This is a genomic window from Nocardia sp. CS682, from assembly GCF_004634405.1.
GTDB classification, from domain to species: Bacteria; Actinomycetota; Actinomycetes; order Mycobacteriales; family Mycobacteriaceae; genus Nocardia; species Nocardia ninae.
This window is the reverse complement of record NZ_CP029710.1, coordinates 148,604-164,224: the sequence shown is the minus strand read 5'-3', so window position 1 is coordinate 164,224 and position 15,621 is coordinate 148,604. Positions and strand designations below refer to the sequence as shown.

General features: G+C 66.2%; 13 protein-coding genes. 3 read left to right on the top strand and 10 right to left on the bottom strand.

Features of this window, described 5'->3' with window-relative positions; genetic code table 11:
* The first annotated feature begins 174 nt into the window (after window positions 1–174).
* Window positions 175–1,077 carry a PD40 domain-containing protein gene (locus tag DMB37_RS00765; protein ID WP_135230974.1) on the top strand — a complete coding sequence of 301 codons (903 nt, stop codon included), beginning with the start codon at window positions 175–177 and terminating at the stop codon, window positions 1,075–1,077.
* A 20-nt stretch (window positions 1,078–1,097) separates the two neighbouring features.
* Here DMB37_RS00765 and DMB37_RS00760 read toward each other — a convergent pair whose 3' ends face one another.
* The 9 genes from DMB37_RS00760 to DMB37_RS00720 all read right to left on the bottom strand — a co-directional run bounded on the left by DMB37_RS00760 (window position 1,098) and on the right by DMB37_RS00720 (window position 11,309).
* The gene (locus DMB37_RS00760; protein ID WP_135230973.1) at window positions 1,098–2,519 is read right to left on the bottom strand and encodes a S8 family serine peptidase; all 1,422 of its coding nucleotides are present in this window, start codon (window positions 2,517–2,519) and stop codon (window positions 1,098–1,100) included.
* 425 nt (window positions 2,520–2,944) lie between these two features.
* On the bottom strand, window positions 2,945–3,547 hold the full coding sequence (locus DMB37_RS00755) for a DUF308 domain-containing protein (protein ID WP_135230972.1): 603 nt from the start codon (window positions 3,545–3,547) through the stop codon (window positions 2,945–2,947).
* Window positions 3,548–3,765: 218 nt separating this feature from the next.
* Window positions 3,766–5,703 carry a M3 family metallopeptidase gene (locus DMB37_RS00750; RefSeq protein ID WP_135230971.1) on the bottom strand — a complete coding sequence of 646 codons (1,938 nt, stop codon included), beginning with the start codon at window positions 5,701–5,703 and terminating at the stop codon, window positions 3,766–3,768.
* Window positions 5,704–5,782: 79 nt separating this feature from the next.
* Entirely contained in the window at window positions 5,783–6,454 is a 672-nt protein-coding gene (locus DMB37_RS00745) for a 1,4-alpha-glucan branching protein (RefSeq protein WP_135230970.1), read from the bottom strand.
* 115 nt (window positions 6,455–6,569) lie between these two features.
* A complete protein-coding gene (locus DMB37_RS00740) occupies window positions 6,570–7,715 on the bottom strand; it encodes an RNA polymerase sigma factor (protein ID WP_135230969.1) in 1,146 nt (381 codons plus the stop codon).
* Between the two features lie 6 nt (window positions 7,716–7,721).
* Window positions 7,722–8,126: a YciI family protein gene (locus tag DMB37_RS00735; protein WP_135237251.1), complete on the bottom strand. Its 405-nt coding sequence runs from the start codon at window positions 8,124–8,126 to the stop codon at window positions 7,722–7,724.
* Window positions 8,127–8,224: 98 nt separating this feature from the next.
* Window positions 8,225–8,722: a pyridoxamine 5'-phosphate oxidase family protein gene (locus tag DMB37_RS00730; RefSeq protein WP_135230968.1), complete on the bottom strand. Its 498-nt coding sequence runs from the start codon at window positions 8,720–8,722 to the stop codon at window positions 8,225–8,227.
* Between the two features lie 392 nt (window positions 8,723–9,114).
* Complete coding sequence (locus DMB37_RS00725; RefSeq protein WP_135230967.1) at window positions 9,115–10,071, bottom strand: hypothetical protein; 957 nt, start codon at window positions 10,069–10,071, stop codon at window positions 9,115–9,117.
* Window positions 10,072–10,811: 740 nt separating this feature from the next.
* Entirely contained in the window at window positions 10,812–11,309 is a 498-nt protein-coding gene (locus DMB37_RS00720) for an SgcJ/EcaC family oxidoreductase (protein WP_135230966.1), read from the bottom strand.
* A gap of 244 nt (window positions 11,310–11,553) precedes the next feature.
* On the opposite strand from DMB37_RS00720, the gene DMB37_RS00715 reads away from it, so the two are divergent.
* Entirely contained in the window at window positions 11,554–13,014 is a 1,461-nt protein-coding gene (locus DMB37_RS00715) for a carboxylesterase/lipase family protein (protein WP_135230965.1), read from the top strand.
* A gap of 104 nt (window positions 13,015–13,118) precedes the next feature.
* Window positions 13,119–14,324, top strand: coding sequence for a site-specific integrase (locus DMB37_RS00710; RefSeq protein ID WP_135230964.1), 1,206 nt, complete (start codon window positions 13,119–13,121; stop codon window positions 14,322–14,324).
* A 117-nt stretch (window positions 14,325–14,441) separates the two neighbouring features.
* On the opposite strand, the gene DMB37_RS00705 is transcribed toward DMB37_RS00710, so the two are convergent.
* Window positions 14,442–15,341 carry a hypothetical protein gene (locus tag DMB37_RS00705; RefSeq protein WP_135230963.1) on the bottom strand — a complete coding sequence of 300 codons (900 nt, stop codon included), beginning with the start codon at window positions 15,339–15,341 and terminating at the stop codon, window positions 14,442–14,444.
* Between the last annotated feature and the right edge of the window lie 280 nt (window positions 15,342–15,621).

Here is a 15,621-nt window from a genome sequence, read left to right as displayed (position 1 = left end):
CCCGGAGCGCGGAAGGGCTTCGACTCGTTGTCGGTGCCGGGCTCGTTCGGCTGCGGTTCCGTCGCGGCGCTGAACCAATTGGCCCCGACGTAATCTCGTCCGCACCGAGCAAGCTTGGTACCGTCGCGGATTTGTTCGCACTGCGAGGGGGTTCGCGTGGCTAGGTTGGTCGGCATGCGGAAAGTGAAAGTCGCGCTACGGCAGGTGGTCGTCGGCGTTGCGCTGTCCGGACTGCTCGTCGGCTGCGGTCCGAATTCGGAGCCGTCGAACCCGGACCCGTCGCCCCGTTCGGAGCAACCGCGACGCACCGAGAAGGTGGCGTTCCAGGACGGCTGGCAATCGGTCTTCGTCATGAATCCCGATGGCACCGATGTCGTTCGGATCGGCGAGGGCAACCATCCGAGCTTTTCCCGCGACGGATCGAAGATCGTGGTCGGCGGCACCGCCATCTCGACGATGGATCCGGACGGCAGTAACGTGCGGCGACTCACCGACGGCGGCTACGGCCCCAAGTTCTCCCCCGATGGCTCGCGGATCGCCTTCGCCCGCGGCGGTGCCATCTATGCGATCAATACTGACGGCAGCGACCTGAAGCAGCTCACCGCGCCCCCGGATCCGACAGCCCCGCCCGGCCCCGGCCAAGCCTCGTCGCAGAATCCTGTGTTCTCCCCTGATGGTTCGAAGATTCTGTTCACGAGGACCGGCGCAATCTGGGTGATGGCCGCCGATGGAACACACGCGCGGCAGGTGCTGGCGGATCCGTTCTGGAACTCCGACCCGATCTTCACGCCGGACGGCACGAAGATCGTCTTCACCAGTAACCGGGGTGGGAAGAACCGCTCCGAGATCTACGTGATGCATGCCAATGGCGCCGATGTCCGTCCCCTCACCGATGACGCGACAGTGCACCCGGCGTTCTCGCCGGACGGCTCGAAGATCCTCTACTCCCGCAATCCAGCACCCGAGCCGGGCGCCCAGATCTGGGTGATGAACAGCGACGGCAGCAACGCCCGCCAGCTCACCGATCCGAAACAGACCGCCCAGCACCCGAGTTGGGGCGCGGGCACCGGTCGATGATCCCGATCGCTGGGCATCGGTCAGTAGGGCGCGGCCATGGCTTTCAAATCCGGCAGGTTGCCGATCCGCTGCCTCGCCGGGCGTCCTGGTGCGCTGGTCTGGGCCGATCCGGTGGCCCGCAGCAGCGCACGTATTTCGGCGGGCGTTTTGCGGGAATCGGCTACCGCGCTGATGCCCTGGTAACTCGCGATCGCGCCGGTGACGATCGGTGAGGCACTGGACGTTCCGCTGAAGACGTCGGTATACCAGAGGTCTTCGTCGGAACCGCCCTGCAAGTCGCCGTATCCGGTGGTGGTCACTTCCCTGCCCCAGCCTTGGGCGTCGGCGCGGGACCCGAAGTTGGAGAAGGCCAGTCGGGACCGGCCTGGGCCGTGGTCACGGCCGTGGAAGCCTTGCGGTGGCGCACCCGCTCCGACGACGATCGCACCCGAGTCGGCCGCGCCGCCGCGGAACGGGTTGCGCCACGAGGCGGGAAACCCGGCGGGGCGCCGGTCGTAGAGGGCGGCGTCGAGGTCTTCGGCGCCGTTTCCGGCTGCTTCCACCACGATGACGCCGCGGGCGACGGCGTAGCGGATCGCCGCGAGATCGTCGGGCCACCACTCGATCGCGATGTAGCCCGCTTGGTCCGGGCGGCCCGCATAGTCGAATCGCGGTCCGGGACGGTGCAGTTCGAGCAAGATGACATCGCCTGCACCGAGCGCGTCGGCGGCGGTGCGGATCGCGGCGGCCGAGCCGGGTCCGAAGATCGACACCGCGCGGATGAGCGCGTCGGGTGCGATACCGGTGATGCCGTAGGCGTTCACGTCCCCGCTGATCTCGCCCGCGACCGCGGTGCCGTGGTCGCGCCAGCCCCGATCCGGTGAGGGGTTGCCACCGATCACTCCGCCCTGGCCCATCAGCAGGTCTTCGTGGGTGAACCGCCACGCGCCTTCGATATCGATCACGCGCACCCCCTGGCCGCGTCCGCCGGGCATGGTCCACGCCCACCGCGCGTCGACGCCCTGCGGTGCGGGGTCGAGGTAGCCCTGGCGCGCTTGGAAATTCGGGGTGACCGCCGGTGCGTCATCGACCCGCGCACCCGGTGCACCGTCCGGGGCGATCGGCGGTTCGGCGGGCGGTTTGACGTAGGCCCCGGCGACCTCGTCGTCTTCGCGCAGTCGTGCGGCGACCGCGTCGAGATCCTCGGCGACGCCGTGCACGGAGAAGTACTGGAGATACATCGCGGCAACGGGCTCGTGCGATGTACCCGCGACACGAGCGGGCAGGCGGTTGGCCGGGCCGAAGATCCGCGCAAGCCGACAACCCTCGGGCAGCAGCGTCGTCAATCGCGCCTCGGTGCTCTGACTTTCACGCAAGGCGGCCGAGGTGAGCGCGGTATCCGCCCCGTTGGTGACCACGATCAACTCAGCCGGTGATCGAAGCGGCCGCTGTTGGAATGCCATGGTATTAAGTCAACCCCCTGCACGGGACCGGCACTACCGTAATGCGCTACGCATCGGTCACGAGCGCATGTCGGCATGGGGTGCACGGGGGTTGGGTGAGCACGCGTCGAGGCGAACCGTGCGCGACCGCGATATCCCGGGGCCGGATCACGGCGCGGCGCACAAGCCTTCTGAGGCCTGCCATCGTTCTCGTGGCCGCCCGAACGGCGCGCTGAGCAACTCCGGCTTGACGACGAGTGGCTCGGTGCCGCGCGCCGTCATGCCGCTCGGGCGGACCTGCATCGCAACATCGCGGCGGTGCGCGCGGAATTGCCGATCAGGGAGTCCGGCCGCACCCTATGCGCGCCACCATATTCCGCCGGATCTCCCTGTGCGCAGCGCGTGCACAAGACCAGACTTCGGCTTCGCGTGCACGCAACTGACGATCAGGGATCCAGGCGAACCGCGCGCATCCGCGACACTCCGGTCAGGTCCACCACACCGTGGCGTACCGCAGCCACGCTGAGCACCTCCATGGTCCCGATGAGGATGAGGAACAGTCCGACCACCAAGCCGAGCACATCCACCGAGTCGAAGGGCAGCACACCGACGATGATGCCGAGCAGCATGGTGGCCAGCCCGAACACTTCCTGCCTGCCGCCGCCGATCAGGTTGGTTGCCCAGACGGCGACCGTCGCATGGCAGATGCCGCGAATCGACCACGCCAGCGCGATCCAGAACGACAGCAGCAGTGCCGAATTGCCGCCGTTGAAGCACAGCATGGCGAGCAACAACGACACCACTCCGCTGGCGAAGACGAGCACGCGCAGGGCGGGCGCGATTTTCGCGCCGAACGCGACGACCATCTGCAGTCCGCCGTTAAGCAGCAGGTAGAGGCCGAAAAGCAACTCCGCGGTCGGCAGCGATTTGTGCGGCCATATCGCTATGACCACACCCACGATCATCGAGCAGGCACCGGCAACCACTATCGCTTGCCGGACACCGCCGGCCAGTGGTTCCGTACGCCCTCCGAGCTCGTTTTCGGGCATAGCTACATGATATGGCCGAGCCGTTCCGTTAGCCGCGTGTTTGCTTCCACTCGGTGCGCCGAGTGCCGATCATCGGACGCAGTCGGCACTCTCGCGGGAGCGCTGGACTCGCCGGTCGGTCAGGTCGGCGACCATCCATGCGGGTTGCTAGACCGTTGCCGAATGCTCTTATGATGCGTCCCTGACGATTCGGCAGCTCGAGAGTTCCGGGCCGGGACTTATGGGGCCGACCGACCAGCACTCGCCACCGGCGCGGTATCCAACCACGCCCGGAAAGCATCGAAGCCGGAGGGGCGACCGAGGAAGTCGGCCACCAGATCCGCCGCGTCCCGAGATCCACCGGGAGCGAGAATTCGATCGCGATATCGGTGCGCCACCGTGGGATCGAACAGGTCATCGGCGTCGAAGGCGGAGAACAGATCCTTCGCGATCACCAGACTCCACAAATACGTGTAATACGCAGAGGTGTATCCGGCGAGATGTCCGAACGAAGCCTGAAAATGCGTGCCCGGCAATCCGGGAATCATGCCGTAACGTTCCATGGCCTGCATGACCGCTGCGGTGTGGTCGGCGGGCCGGTCCCGGTGCAGCAGATACGACACTGCGGCGTAGCCGACCTGGGTCTTTATCGTAATTCCCTTACCGAAGTCTTTCGCCGCTCGCATCCGTTCCACCAGGTCGGCGGGGATGCGAGTGCCGGTCTCATCGATGGCGAAGCTGCCCAGAATGTCCGCGTCCCATGCCCATTCCTCGAGCATCTGTGACGGTGCCTCGACGAAGTCCCACTCGGTGGCCACGCCCGAGAACCGTGCCCATTCCTGCCGACCACCGAGCACATGATGAATCAGATGCCCGAATTCGTGGAACAGCGTGACGACGTCTTGGTGTTCCATCAGCCCACGGGGGAAGTTGCACACCAACACTCCCTCGGGCAGCAGCCGGTCGGTGATGCCACCGACGAGATCGAACTGCGCCGCATGCTTGTATTTGCCTGGGCGTGGATGAAGGTCGAGGTAGATCCGGCCGCGCCGTTCACCGTCGGCATAGACGTCATAGGCGGTGACGTCCTCGTGCCAGCGCGGGACGTCGACCGGTCGATACTCCAGGCCGAACAGCCGACCGGTCACCTCGAGCAGGCCGGTGCGTACCCGGGTGAAATCGAAGTATCGGCGTACCTCCGTGGCATCGACATCGAATTGTTCGCGCCGGATCAGCTCCATGTAGTAACCGGTCTCGGAACGGTCGATCGTGTCGGCGGGGTCGTCCTCCCGGCGGCGCGCGAGCAGTGCGTCGACATCGCGGCGGCCCGCAGCATCAGCAGCGGTGGAGATCCGCTCGATGAACTCGGCGATGGCGTTTCCGGTGCCGATCATCTTGACGTCGGCGTCGTAGTCGGGCCAGCTGTCGTAACCGAGGAGCCGGGCCTTCTCGTCCCGCAGGTCGAACATCTCGTGCAGGACAGCGTCGTTGGCCGGCCAACCGCGGTTCTCGAACTCGATCGTGAGGCTGCGGCGGGCATCGGCGTCGCGTGCGTAGACCCGGAACGGGCGGTAGTCCGGATAGTCGGTGGTGACGGTGACGAGTCCATCCTCGGCGGGCGGATGGGCGGCAATGAAATCGGCAGGCAGACCGTCGAGTTGCGCGGCGCTGAGCCGGACCGATCGGACGTCGTCCCGGATGGCGCGGCCGAAGTCCTGGTCCAGCACGGTGAGCCGCTCGGAGATCTCCCGAAGCCTGGTGCGGGTCTTCTCGTCGCGGTCCACGCCGCTGCGGCGGAAGTCGCGCAGCACATGCTCGCGCATGCGCAGGGCGACCTCGTTCAAGCCTGCCGGGTCGGTGGCGGCGACGACGTCGTAGAGCGCACGGTCGAGGTTGCGATCGGTCTTGCTCCGATCGATCTGCTGGACCAGCTCCTCGGCCAGGGTGCGCACATCGGACTCGGGGTGCACCTCGACGAACAATCCGGCGGCCGACTCGGCACCGCGCAGCGCGATGTCCGCGTCGTTCCAGCGGCCGAGCACCGTGGCGGTGTCGCGGGAAGTGCCGTCCTTCAGCTGCTTCAGCGTGTCCGAGGCGGACTGCAATCGCTCGCCGACGTTATCGGCGAGCCAGGCGGACCAGTCAGCGGATGGCAGGGCAAGCGGCTGCGGGTTCATTCCTCGACAGTAATCGCCGTCATCTCGGTCAAGGCAGAGATGGCAGCTGCCGGATCATTGTCGGCAGCCATGACGTTCGTCAACTCGCCACGTGACCGTCGAAGGACAAGAACACGCCGCGTACCGAAGCACCGTCCGGCAACTGCCACGACGCGGTGACGTGACCGGCACCGGCCCGGTCGGACGACTCGTCACCGGGTTGCAGAACCCGGTTCACCCGCACGATCGCAGTGCTGCCGGGTACTTGAGCACCGACCATTATGTCGGTGCGCGACGATCCGTCTTCCGCCACCACCGGCTCCGATTCCAGTGTGGGAACGGCGATGTCGGGGGTGGTCACCGCGACCGATTCGTCCACCGTCGCGCTGGCGTGCTGCGCCTGAGGTTCGACCGTTCCGCCGAGCAGGGCCAGAATCTGCGCCACCACCACCGGATCACGCGTCCCGTCGTAGAGCCACCGTTGCCCGAGCACACCATGCATCGACGTGCCGATCAGCGCGTCCTCCGCGCCGTCGCGCGGTGCGCCGCGATAGGCGAACGGCACCTGGTAGGTGACCGGCTCTTCGCCCGAAGTGTCGGTCACCACCATGAATTCGATCCCGACCTCCCCGTCCGGATCGTCGAGCCGGAAACCCCCGGTCCGCTGCAACACCGGGCGAGCGCTTCCGCGATACCACGACCTCGTCGGCAACCACGCGGCCAACAACTCGACTTTGGTGGGCACCATCGTGGTCTCGTGGATCACGGCCATGCTTCGAGTCCTCCTGCTCCGCCTCGCGGCGCTGTTGTGTCTCGAGTTTATGGGAACGAACCGACCCTGTTCCGTTGAGTCTGCGACGATTTCAGAGCCACCTCACCGACTCCACTCACCCGCGCAGCTGCGTGTTGAGTCGCGCGGCCTGACGCGTGAGATGAACGCGCTCGGGAAGGCTGGTGGCCGTCCCGGCGGCTTCGGTGTAGAGCCGTGCCGCGGTCACCAAATCGCCGTCGCGTTCGTGCAGGTATGCCGCGACCGCAGTGTGTCGAGGCAGGCCGGGGTCGAGCTCCGCCAAGGCGGCCAGCCCCGCCCGCGGTCCGTCGGCCTCGCCCACCGCGACGGCTCGATTGAGGCGGGCCACCGGGTTGTCGGTGAGGCGCAGCAGCTCGTCGTACCACTCGACGATCTGCACCCAGTCGGTCTCCTCGGCGGTTTGGGCGTCGGCGTGCAGCGCCGCGATCGCAGCCTGGGCTTGGAACTCCCCCAAGCGATCCCGGCTGAGCGCGGCTTGGAGGACATCGACACCCTCGGCGATCATGCGGGTGTCCCACAGGCTTCGGTCCTGTTCCGCGAGTGGCACGAGGTTTCCGTCGGAGCGGGTCCGGGCCGGACGCCGGGCGTGGTGCAGCAGCATGAGCGCGAGCAGTCCCGCCACCTCCTCGTGCTTGGTCATGACCGCCAGCTGGCGGGTGAGCCGGATCGCCTCGGCGGCGAGGTCGACATCGCCGGAGTAGCCCTCGTTGAAGACGAGGTAGAGCACGCGCAGCACCGTGCCGACGTCACCGGCGCGGTTCAACCGGACACCCGAGACGGTTCGCTTGGCCCGGCTGATGCGCTGGGCCATGGTGGATTCCGGCACGAGGTAGGCCTGCGCGATCTGTTTCGTGGTCAGCCCGCCGACCGCGCGCAGGGTCAGCGCGACGGCCGACGCGGGCGTCAAAGACGGGTGCGCGCACAGGAAATACAGCTTCAGCGTGTCGTCCGCTGTTTCCGCCGGTCCGGGCGCGGGCTCCTCCTCGAGCAGTTCCTCGCGCCGCCGCCGGGAGGTGTCGGCGCGGGCGGCGTCGAGGAACTTGCGCCAGGCCACGGTGACCAACCAGCCCTTGGGGTCGCGCGGCGGATCGTCCGGCCACCCGCGCACCGCTTCGAGCAATGCTTCCTGCACCGCATCCTCGGCCGCCGCGAAGTCCGCGCCGCGGCGGCCGAGAATGCCGATCACCGCGGGCGTAAGTGCCCGCAGCAGAGCGTCATCCACTGCGCGTCACTCCGTGATGGTCGGCGGCGGGCTCCAGAACGGGCGCACCTCGAGCCACTCTTGCACCGGCTTACCACCCGCACCCGGCGCCGCGGACAACTGACCGGCGAGCTCGATCGCCCGCTCGTAGCTGTCCACGTCGACCACCATCCAGCCGGCGACCAGATCCTTGGTCTCCGCGAACGGGCCGTCGGTAACCGGCGGCCGTCCCTCGCCGTCGTAACGCACGAACGTGCCCTCCGGGGCGATCGCCTGCGAGTCGACGTACTCGCCGGTGCTCTGGAGTCGAGCGGCGAAGTCCTCCATGTACTGCACATGAGCCGTGATCTCGTCCGGTGTCCACTGGTCCATCGGGACGCCGTTGACCGATGCGGGTGCGCCCCGATAGTGCTTGAGGAACAGGTACTTCATGAGGTTCTCCTTGATGTGGTTCGGCCCATTGTGGCCGGTCTGCTTCAGGGACGAAGCCACGGGCGGATTCTCGACATCGCGCCGCGAGATTTTCCGACTCAGGCTTGCTGACGCTCCGCCCGCTGCTGGACCAATTCCTCGATCGGGCTCGGCAGGTTCGTCTCGAAGTCGATCAGCTTCGCCCACGTGGGCGTCACCACGATCCGGACCATGCTGTCGTACAGCGCCCGAACCCCGGCCTCCCATTCGACGCGCTGCTCGGGTGTCATCTGGTAGCCGCCGTTCATTTGCAGGTACTCCTCCGGGATACCGTCGACGACGTCCAGCTCGACCTGACCGCGGATGAGCAACAGTTTCGGTGGATGCACCTCGGTGTCGATCGTCAACGCCACCATCGGGTTCTTGCGCAGGGCCGCCAGTTTCGGGGCGTTCGTGGAGGTGCACATGACGATCTCCGAACCGTTCCAGGTGAACCCGATCGGGATATTGCGGGGTGTGCCGTCCTTGGCCACGTACGCCAGACGGGTGAAGTCGCGAGCCAGCAGCTCTCGGCTGATCGGTCGGTTCAGCACCTCGGTGATCTCGTTCGGTTGCATGGTCGTCCTCTCGGTGTGGTCGGCCGTTCTGGCCGGTGTATCCCTAGGACGGAGCAGGTGACCGGTTCTCGACATCATCGTGCGTGCCGATTATCAGAAGTTTGGCGAAGAGGGGTGCACATGGCGAACGTGCCCTGCCCATAGCGATCTGCGACTTCTGAACACCCGGGACGACTTTCAGCTCGCACAGCTCGGCCGCCGAGTGGAGCCTGACGGTAGCGATGTGCGTCGAACGCCGCAGTGTGCCGCTCCCACGGTGTACACGGAACCCAGGTGCCCACTCTCGAATTCCTCTGTGGCGGCTCGCGCGGCGCCGGCTTCGGACCGATGCCGACTGGCGTTGCCGCCGTTCGATCCTGGCCGCGCACGACTCTGGATCGCCGAGTACGAACTCACGCCCCCGATCGACTGTCCACCGCCGTAACCGTTCCCGGCTTGCGGCGGGTTTCGGCGAGCAGTTCATCGAGCTGGGCCTCGGCGCGCTCGGCGCGGGCCAGTGTTTGGCTGCGTGCTTCGTCCAGTGCCGCGATGCGATGCGCCGCCTCGGTGCGTGCCTTCTCGATGGTGGCAGTTGCTTCGGCGCGGACCGCGGCGAGATCGGCGGCGGCGGTCCGGCGGATCTCGGCCAGCTCGGTACGGGCGGTGTCGAGTTCGGCGCGGACCCTGCGCCACTCCTCGCGAGCCTCGTTGGCCGCTTCGATGCGTTCCATCGTGGCCTGCTCCGCACGCTCGGTGGCCCGTTCGGCGTCGGCGGCGCGCTGGACAGCAAGGTCGCGTTCGGACTGTGCCGCACTGACCTGGGCAGCCGATTCACGTTGCGCATGTGCGATTTCCGTCGCGGCTCGCCGTTCCGCCCGTTCCACCTGTTCAGCGGCTTCCTTGCGAATCCGATCGACTTCCTCGGCAGCCTCGCGCCGCGCAGTGCGCACCTCGGCCTCCGCTTCACTACGCGCCGCGAATACGTCATCGGCGGCCTGCCTGGTGGCACGCTCCACTTCACGCAGCGCATCATCACGGGTGCTGTTGGCGTCGGCAACCAAGGCTTCGGCACGTTCGGCCGCCCCGGCCGCGTCATCGGCGGCGGCCTCGGCGAGCGCACGCGCCTCCTCCGCCTCCCGTCGCGCCTGTTCCGCGGCGACGGTAGCCATTTCGGCCTCGGCAATACGCCGGGCCGCATCCGCTTGCACCGCCTGGACCTGCGCTTCGGCCACGGACGGGTCGCCCAGGGTGGACAGCTCGGCAACAGCGGCATTCAGGGTGTTACCCAGTTGGTCTGCCAGGCCACGGAATTGGATGAGCAGCTCATCCGTACGGAGCCGGGCCGCAGTCACCGGCCCCTGCTGCGTCACAGTGACAGAACCGGCCGGTGCCTCCGACTCCTCCTGCAGCCGTTGACGTTCCCGCCACGCGCGCCATCGTGTGTGATCTGGATGGTCACAGTATTCCGAGGGACGGCCAGGTCCCCCGCCACGCGTGATCGGTCGGGAGCAGCCCGGGTAGTTGCAGACGTTGGACACCGGAGAATCGTAGCGTTGGTTTCGTCACTATTGACGTATTCACACGAAACGAAATATGCCGTGTCGCAGGAAGGTTCATTTACTGACCTCGCCGTACTGACCCCCGATAAGTGAACATTATCGGCGGTCAGACCCGATCGGCATTCCACAGACTCCCCCAAACTGGCTGGTTCTAATACGTTTACGTTTGGTCGCACCCAACGAAACGGAATCGCAACGAAACCCGGCGAAAACTGTGCACCCCTGCACGGGCGTACCACTTCTCAGTTCTGAGGCGTCAACTCTGAGCCGGAGGGGTGTAATCAACCAACTTGGAGAAGGACGCATGCCGCCTGTGCGGCCGCGCGCTCAACTCCTGGCGGATGGATGTTGGTCGGCGGCGGCCGCCGGTCGCTTCCCGATACTGCCGCCGAGTAGCCATCCGGTCGGCGGTGAGCAATGCGGTGGTCACGACTTGACCTACCCAACAATCCAGGGCTGACTACCGGGCGCGCCCGGCGTCGGAAGCCACTATCGAAGTCGCCAAGTGGGGCACGGTCTGCGGTGCGGGGTGCCAGTGGCGAAGGCGGCATTCACAGCGTCCGAGTCGGCGGCGCGTCTGAACCTGGCTGCGCGGGATGACGGCCAACCGGAGCCGCACTATGCGACGCAATCGGTGCGAAGTCATCGAGCCCGTTGAGTCGCGTGTTCTGTACCGCCCGGATCAGCCAGCGCCCCGAGCGTTGTACGAGCACCGCAGTGATGAGACCGCGACGGTCCTCAGCCCCGGCAGCGCCCGGCAAGACGTGACCGGGCCACACCCATTCGGTATGCACCAGCACCGCTCCAGGAGTCAGCGGCTGGATGTCGATGATCGTCTGGCTGTAGTTCTTCTTCTGCGCCAGCACGGATTCGGGTACATCCTCGTGCCCGCGCACATTTTCCTCCCGCGACCGCCACCACACGCCCCGATGCGTGATGAAGTCGCACTCCTCGGTAAACAGCTCGCCCCATTCCCGCATCTCATGCCGAACCCAGAGTTCGGTATAGCGGTCGAAGAGTTCCCGAATCGCCTCGGTGTCATCATGCATGCATGGAAGTCTGAAATATCAACCATAGTTCAGGTCAAGCAAAGTGGTTGAACCCGTCGGGCGCGCCTTGCCTCCGACCTCTGGTGGTCAGAGGGCCTGCTCAATCTGATTCCGAGTCAGGCCAGACCGTGCTGAAAGCTGCGTCGCTCCGGCGCGGGCACTGCCTTTCCAGCAGGGTGTTCTCGGCAGATGATTTTCAGGGGTTCCTCGTGGGCACCCATCGGACGGAAGTGAGCACTCTGACGTGAACGACCAATGTGAAGTCCGCACTACTGCTGGAGTTGTGCGCGGCAGGTGGGAGAACGCTGTGGCGGTCTTCCGGGGCATCCCCTACGCTCAGCCACCGGTTGGGGTGCGGCGGTTTGCGGCTCCTGTTGCGGCGCAGTCGTGGGATGGCGTTAGGGATGCGCTGGAGTTCGGACCGCCGGTGCCGCAGGCGAATTGGGTAGCCGGCGGTGACTGCTTGACCGTCAATGTCTGGTCACCTGACCTCGGTGCCGCCGGGTTGCCGGTGATGGTGTGGATTCATGGCGGCAAGTACCTCGAGGGCACCTCCGGCAACCCGCACCTCGACGGTACGACTCTTGCTCGGTCCGGTGTGGTCGCGGTCAACATGAACTATCGCGTCGGCGCGGAAGGCTTCGCCCGTATCGGTGGTGCTCCCGACAACCGTGGCATTCTCGATCAGGTCGCCGCGCTGCGATGGGTGCAGGACAACGTCGCTGCGTTCGGGGGTGACCCGGGGAACGTCACTGTGTTCGGCCAGTCTGCTGGCGCGGGTTGCATTGCGGCACTGCTGGTTATGCCGATGGCTGCGGGGCTGTTTCGTCGTGCCATCGCGCAGAGTGTCCCGGGCACTTACTTCACACCGAGGCTCGCCGCCGCGATCTCGGCAACGATCGCCGCGGAAGTCGGTGTGCAAGCCACCGTGGACGAGCTGGCTCGTATTTCACCGCGCGCCTTGATCGACGCGACCGACGCGGTCATTCAGAAGATGCCGGAGTACGTCGAATCGTGGGGACCCACGGCGCTGACGCCTACACCGTTTTCGCCCGTCGTCGACGGTGATGTCCTGGCAGCAGCACCATGGCGTGCGCTCGCCGCCGGTGCCGCGCGGGGCATCGATGTGCTCGTGGGGCATACCCGCGACGAATACCGACTGTTCAACGCCCGTCTCGGTAGCGAGGTAACCGATGAGCAGGTGAGCGCCACACTCGAGCTACTCGCGCCTGCCTCGGACAAGGACTACCGAACCGTTTACCTCGAGGCCAGTCCCGGACAGCTGGATGAACTCGTCAACGCCGACTGGCTGTTTCGGATGCCGAGTCTGCATCTTGCGAACGCTCACCACGCGGGAGGTGGGCAAGCCTGGACCTATGAACTCTGCTGGAGCTTCAATCCCGCGCAAGGCGCCTCACACAGCCTCGACAACCTATTGGTGTTCGGCACGCTCAGCCTCGACGAAGTGCGCAGCTACGGTGGGCCGACGGCGGTGGACGAGGCCCACCACATCGGCCACGAGATGCGCGCCGGCTGGCTGAACTTCGCGAGCACCGGCGACCCCGGCTGGGCCCCATACGATCCGGACACCCGGTCAACCCGCGTCTACGCCGCCGAGCCGAGCACAGAGCCTTACCCCGAAGAACGCTCGCGCCAGATCTGGCAGACCCACCGATTCGACGTCCACGATCTGCGTACCGAGTGACACGCACATTCGGCACACCCCCGACGCGCGGTAGGCACTCGATCCCGCGAATTCGACTGCCACGGCGGGACAATGTCATCGGTCTAGAAACAGGGAGCTGATCGATGGAAGAGCGCGCCGCTGTCATTGCGATGCCGGAGTCGGTGCGCACCGAGTTGCGTCGCGGGGTGCGCAGTGTGCTCGTGGACGCGGCCGCGCTGCGGTTGGTGCGGGAGCGGTTCGACGACGATCAGGCGGGTTCGCTACGCCGCTATCTCGAAGCATCGCAATCCGCGAATACGTTGCGCGCCTACCGAACCGACTGGATCGCCTGGTCGGCGTGGTGTCTGGACGAAGGCCGGCAGGCGATGCCTGCGGACCCGCTCGACGTCGCCGTCTACCTGGCCGCCGCGGCCGACGCGCGCCGCGACACCGGGGAGTGGGCGTTCAGCGCGGCGACGCTGGAACGCAAGTCCGCCGCGATTGCCGCCGTGCACGCCGCCAACGGATTGCCCTCCCCCACCCGCTCCGACGTTGTCCGCCTCACTCTGCGCGGCATCCGAAAGACTCGGCGCACACAGCCGAAACGCAAACGCCCCGTGCTGTTGCACACCCTCGACCAGTTGCTGGCCGGGCTACCCGAACCCGGCTGGCCCACCGAACCCGCTCGGCGCCGTGACGCGCTCGTCTTGTTGATCGGGTTCGCGGGCGCGCTGCGACGCAGTGAGGTCGCCGGGCTACGCATCGCCGACGTGGAGGTGCAACTCGATCACGCCACCGGTGAACCGGTCCTGCTGGTGCGACTGCCGTCGACGAAAACCGACCCGACCGGTGTCGCCGAACAACGCGTCGCGCTGCCCCGCGGCCAACGCCCGCGCACCTGCCCCGTCTGCGCGTTCGCCGACTGGGTGCGCCTGCTCGAAATACACACCGCCGCAGGCACATCCGGCCTGCGCGCCCACCTCACGAACGACACCTCAGACCCGGACATCCACCGCTGTCACGGCTTCACCGGAACCGCTCTCGCCGAGCAACCCGACCTACCCTTGTGCCCCACCATAAATCGTCACGGTACGGTCGGCGCCACCCCCATGTCCGGCCGAGCCGTCGCCGAACTGGTCAAACGCTACGCCGCCCGCGCCGGACTGGACCCCGACCTCTTCTCCGGCCACTCCCTACGCGCCGGCTTCGCCACCCAGGCCGCGCTCGGCGGTGCCAGCGACCGCGAGATCATGCGTCAGGGACGCTGGTCCAATCCCCGCACCGTGCACGGATACATCCGCACAGCAAACCCGTTGGAAGACAACGCAGTCACCAAACTCGGCCTCTGAACGTCTACGAAGTATCCTGCGCCCGACTTCGATGAGGTCGCGAAAGCGTCTATCGGCCGCAGATGCGTCGGTACGCCCACGGCACCGACCTCGCTTGGCCGGGAAGCTGACGCGAACTCAGTCGAACAGTTCGTCCGCAGTATCGACCAACACGGCGCGCCGAACCCACGTCTCGAGCTGATCCACGTCAGCACACCTCGACACCCGCGTACGAATTTCGTCGCTGACGGAAATGCCGCGAGCATCCAGCACCGTCAGAACCATGCGGGCCGCCTCACTCGCCCGACCTTCGTCGACATACTTCCGGGCGAAGTCGCTCTGGTACTCGTATCCCGTGGTCATCAGCTCCTCCAGCTGGTGTTGCGCCGACTCAGACAGAGCCTTGTGCACGATGTCATAATACATTTTCGCTCGCTCGTCCTCGGTCTTAACGAGGCCTGCGAGCAGGGCAGCGAGAACTTCACGTGCCTGCGGGCCTTCGGCGTGTGCGATCGCCGACAGCACCGCACGCTCCGGCACCGCAACGGCTTCAGCCGGATCGGTCACCGCGGGCACCTGGCCCGGGCCCAGCACCAGCGGACGCAGGGTCATGCCGGGATGCCCGAGGTCGATCGGTCGCGCCGCCCATTCCGCGACACCGACATCCGGCGCCACCACGAGCAGGAACACCGGGCATTTCAACCGCGCCCGAAGGGTGACGACATAAACCGGCCAGCTCCATTGTCGAGTGCCGTCTCGACGTAGCTGCACCTCGACCGCGATTCCTGCCACCGGGGTACCGGACCCATCGGTCAGCGAGAAGGCCATGTCCCCGCGAAATTCCTTGGGCCCGATGTCGGTGAAATCGCAAGCCTCGGTACGGGTCTGCTGGAAATCGGGTAGGGGCAACCCGAATACCTCATGCAGAAAACCTGCTGCCAGCTCGGGCCGACAGCGGAACAGTTCCACCAACCCCTCGTGGATGTATTTTGGCGGCATGCCCGTGAGATTACGCTGCGCCACCGACACTTTCGACATATTTCGCGCAATGTGCAGTGCTCACAAACATATTCGTCGGTCAGGCTTACCGTGTCCACGACCAGCGTCGCTGCAGCCGTCATAAAGCGTGGCTTTGGAACGTCCGATTCGAGGGTGCAGACCGGAACCGCGCTATTGTGCGCAACCAGTTTCCGGCAAGGGGAACCGTTCATACGGCGTCGCGAGGAGGTCCGTCTACTCCGGACAAGAAAAATGGAAAGGATCTACTCCTTCCCACTCTCAATGTATAGCGCACAGGGGGGCTTGCGGCAAGGCCGGG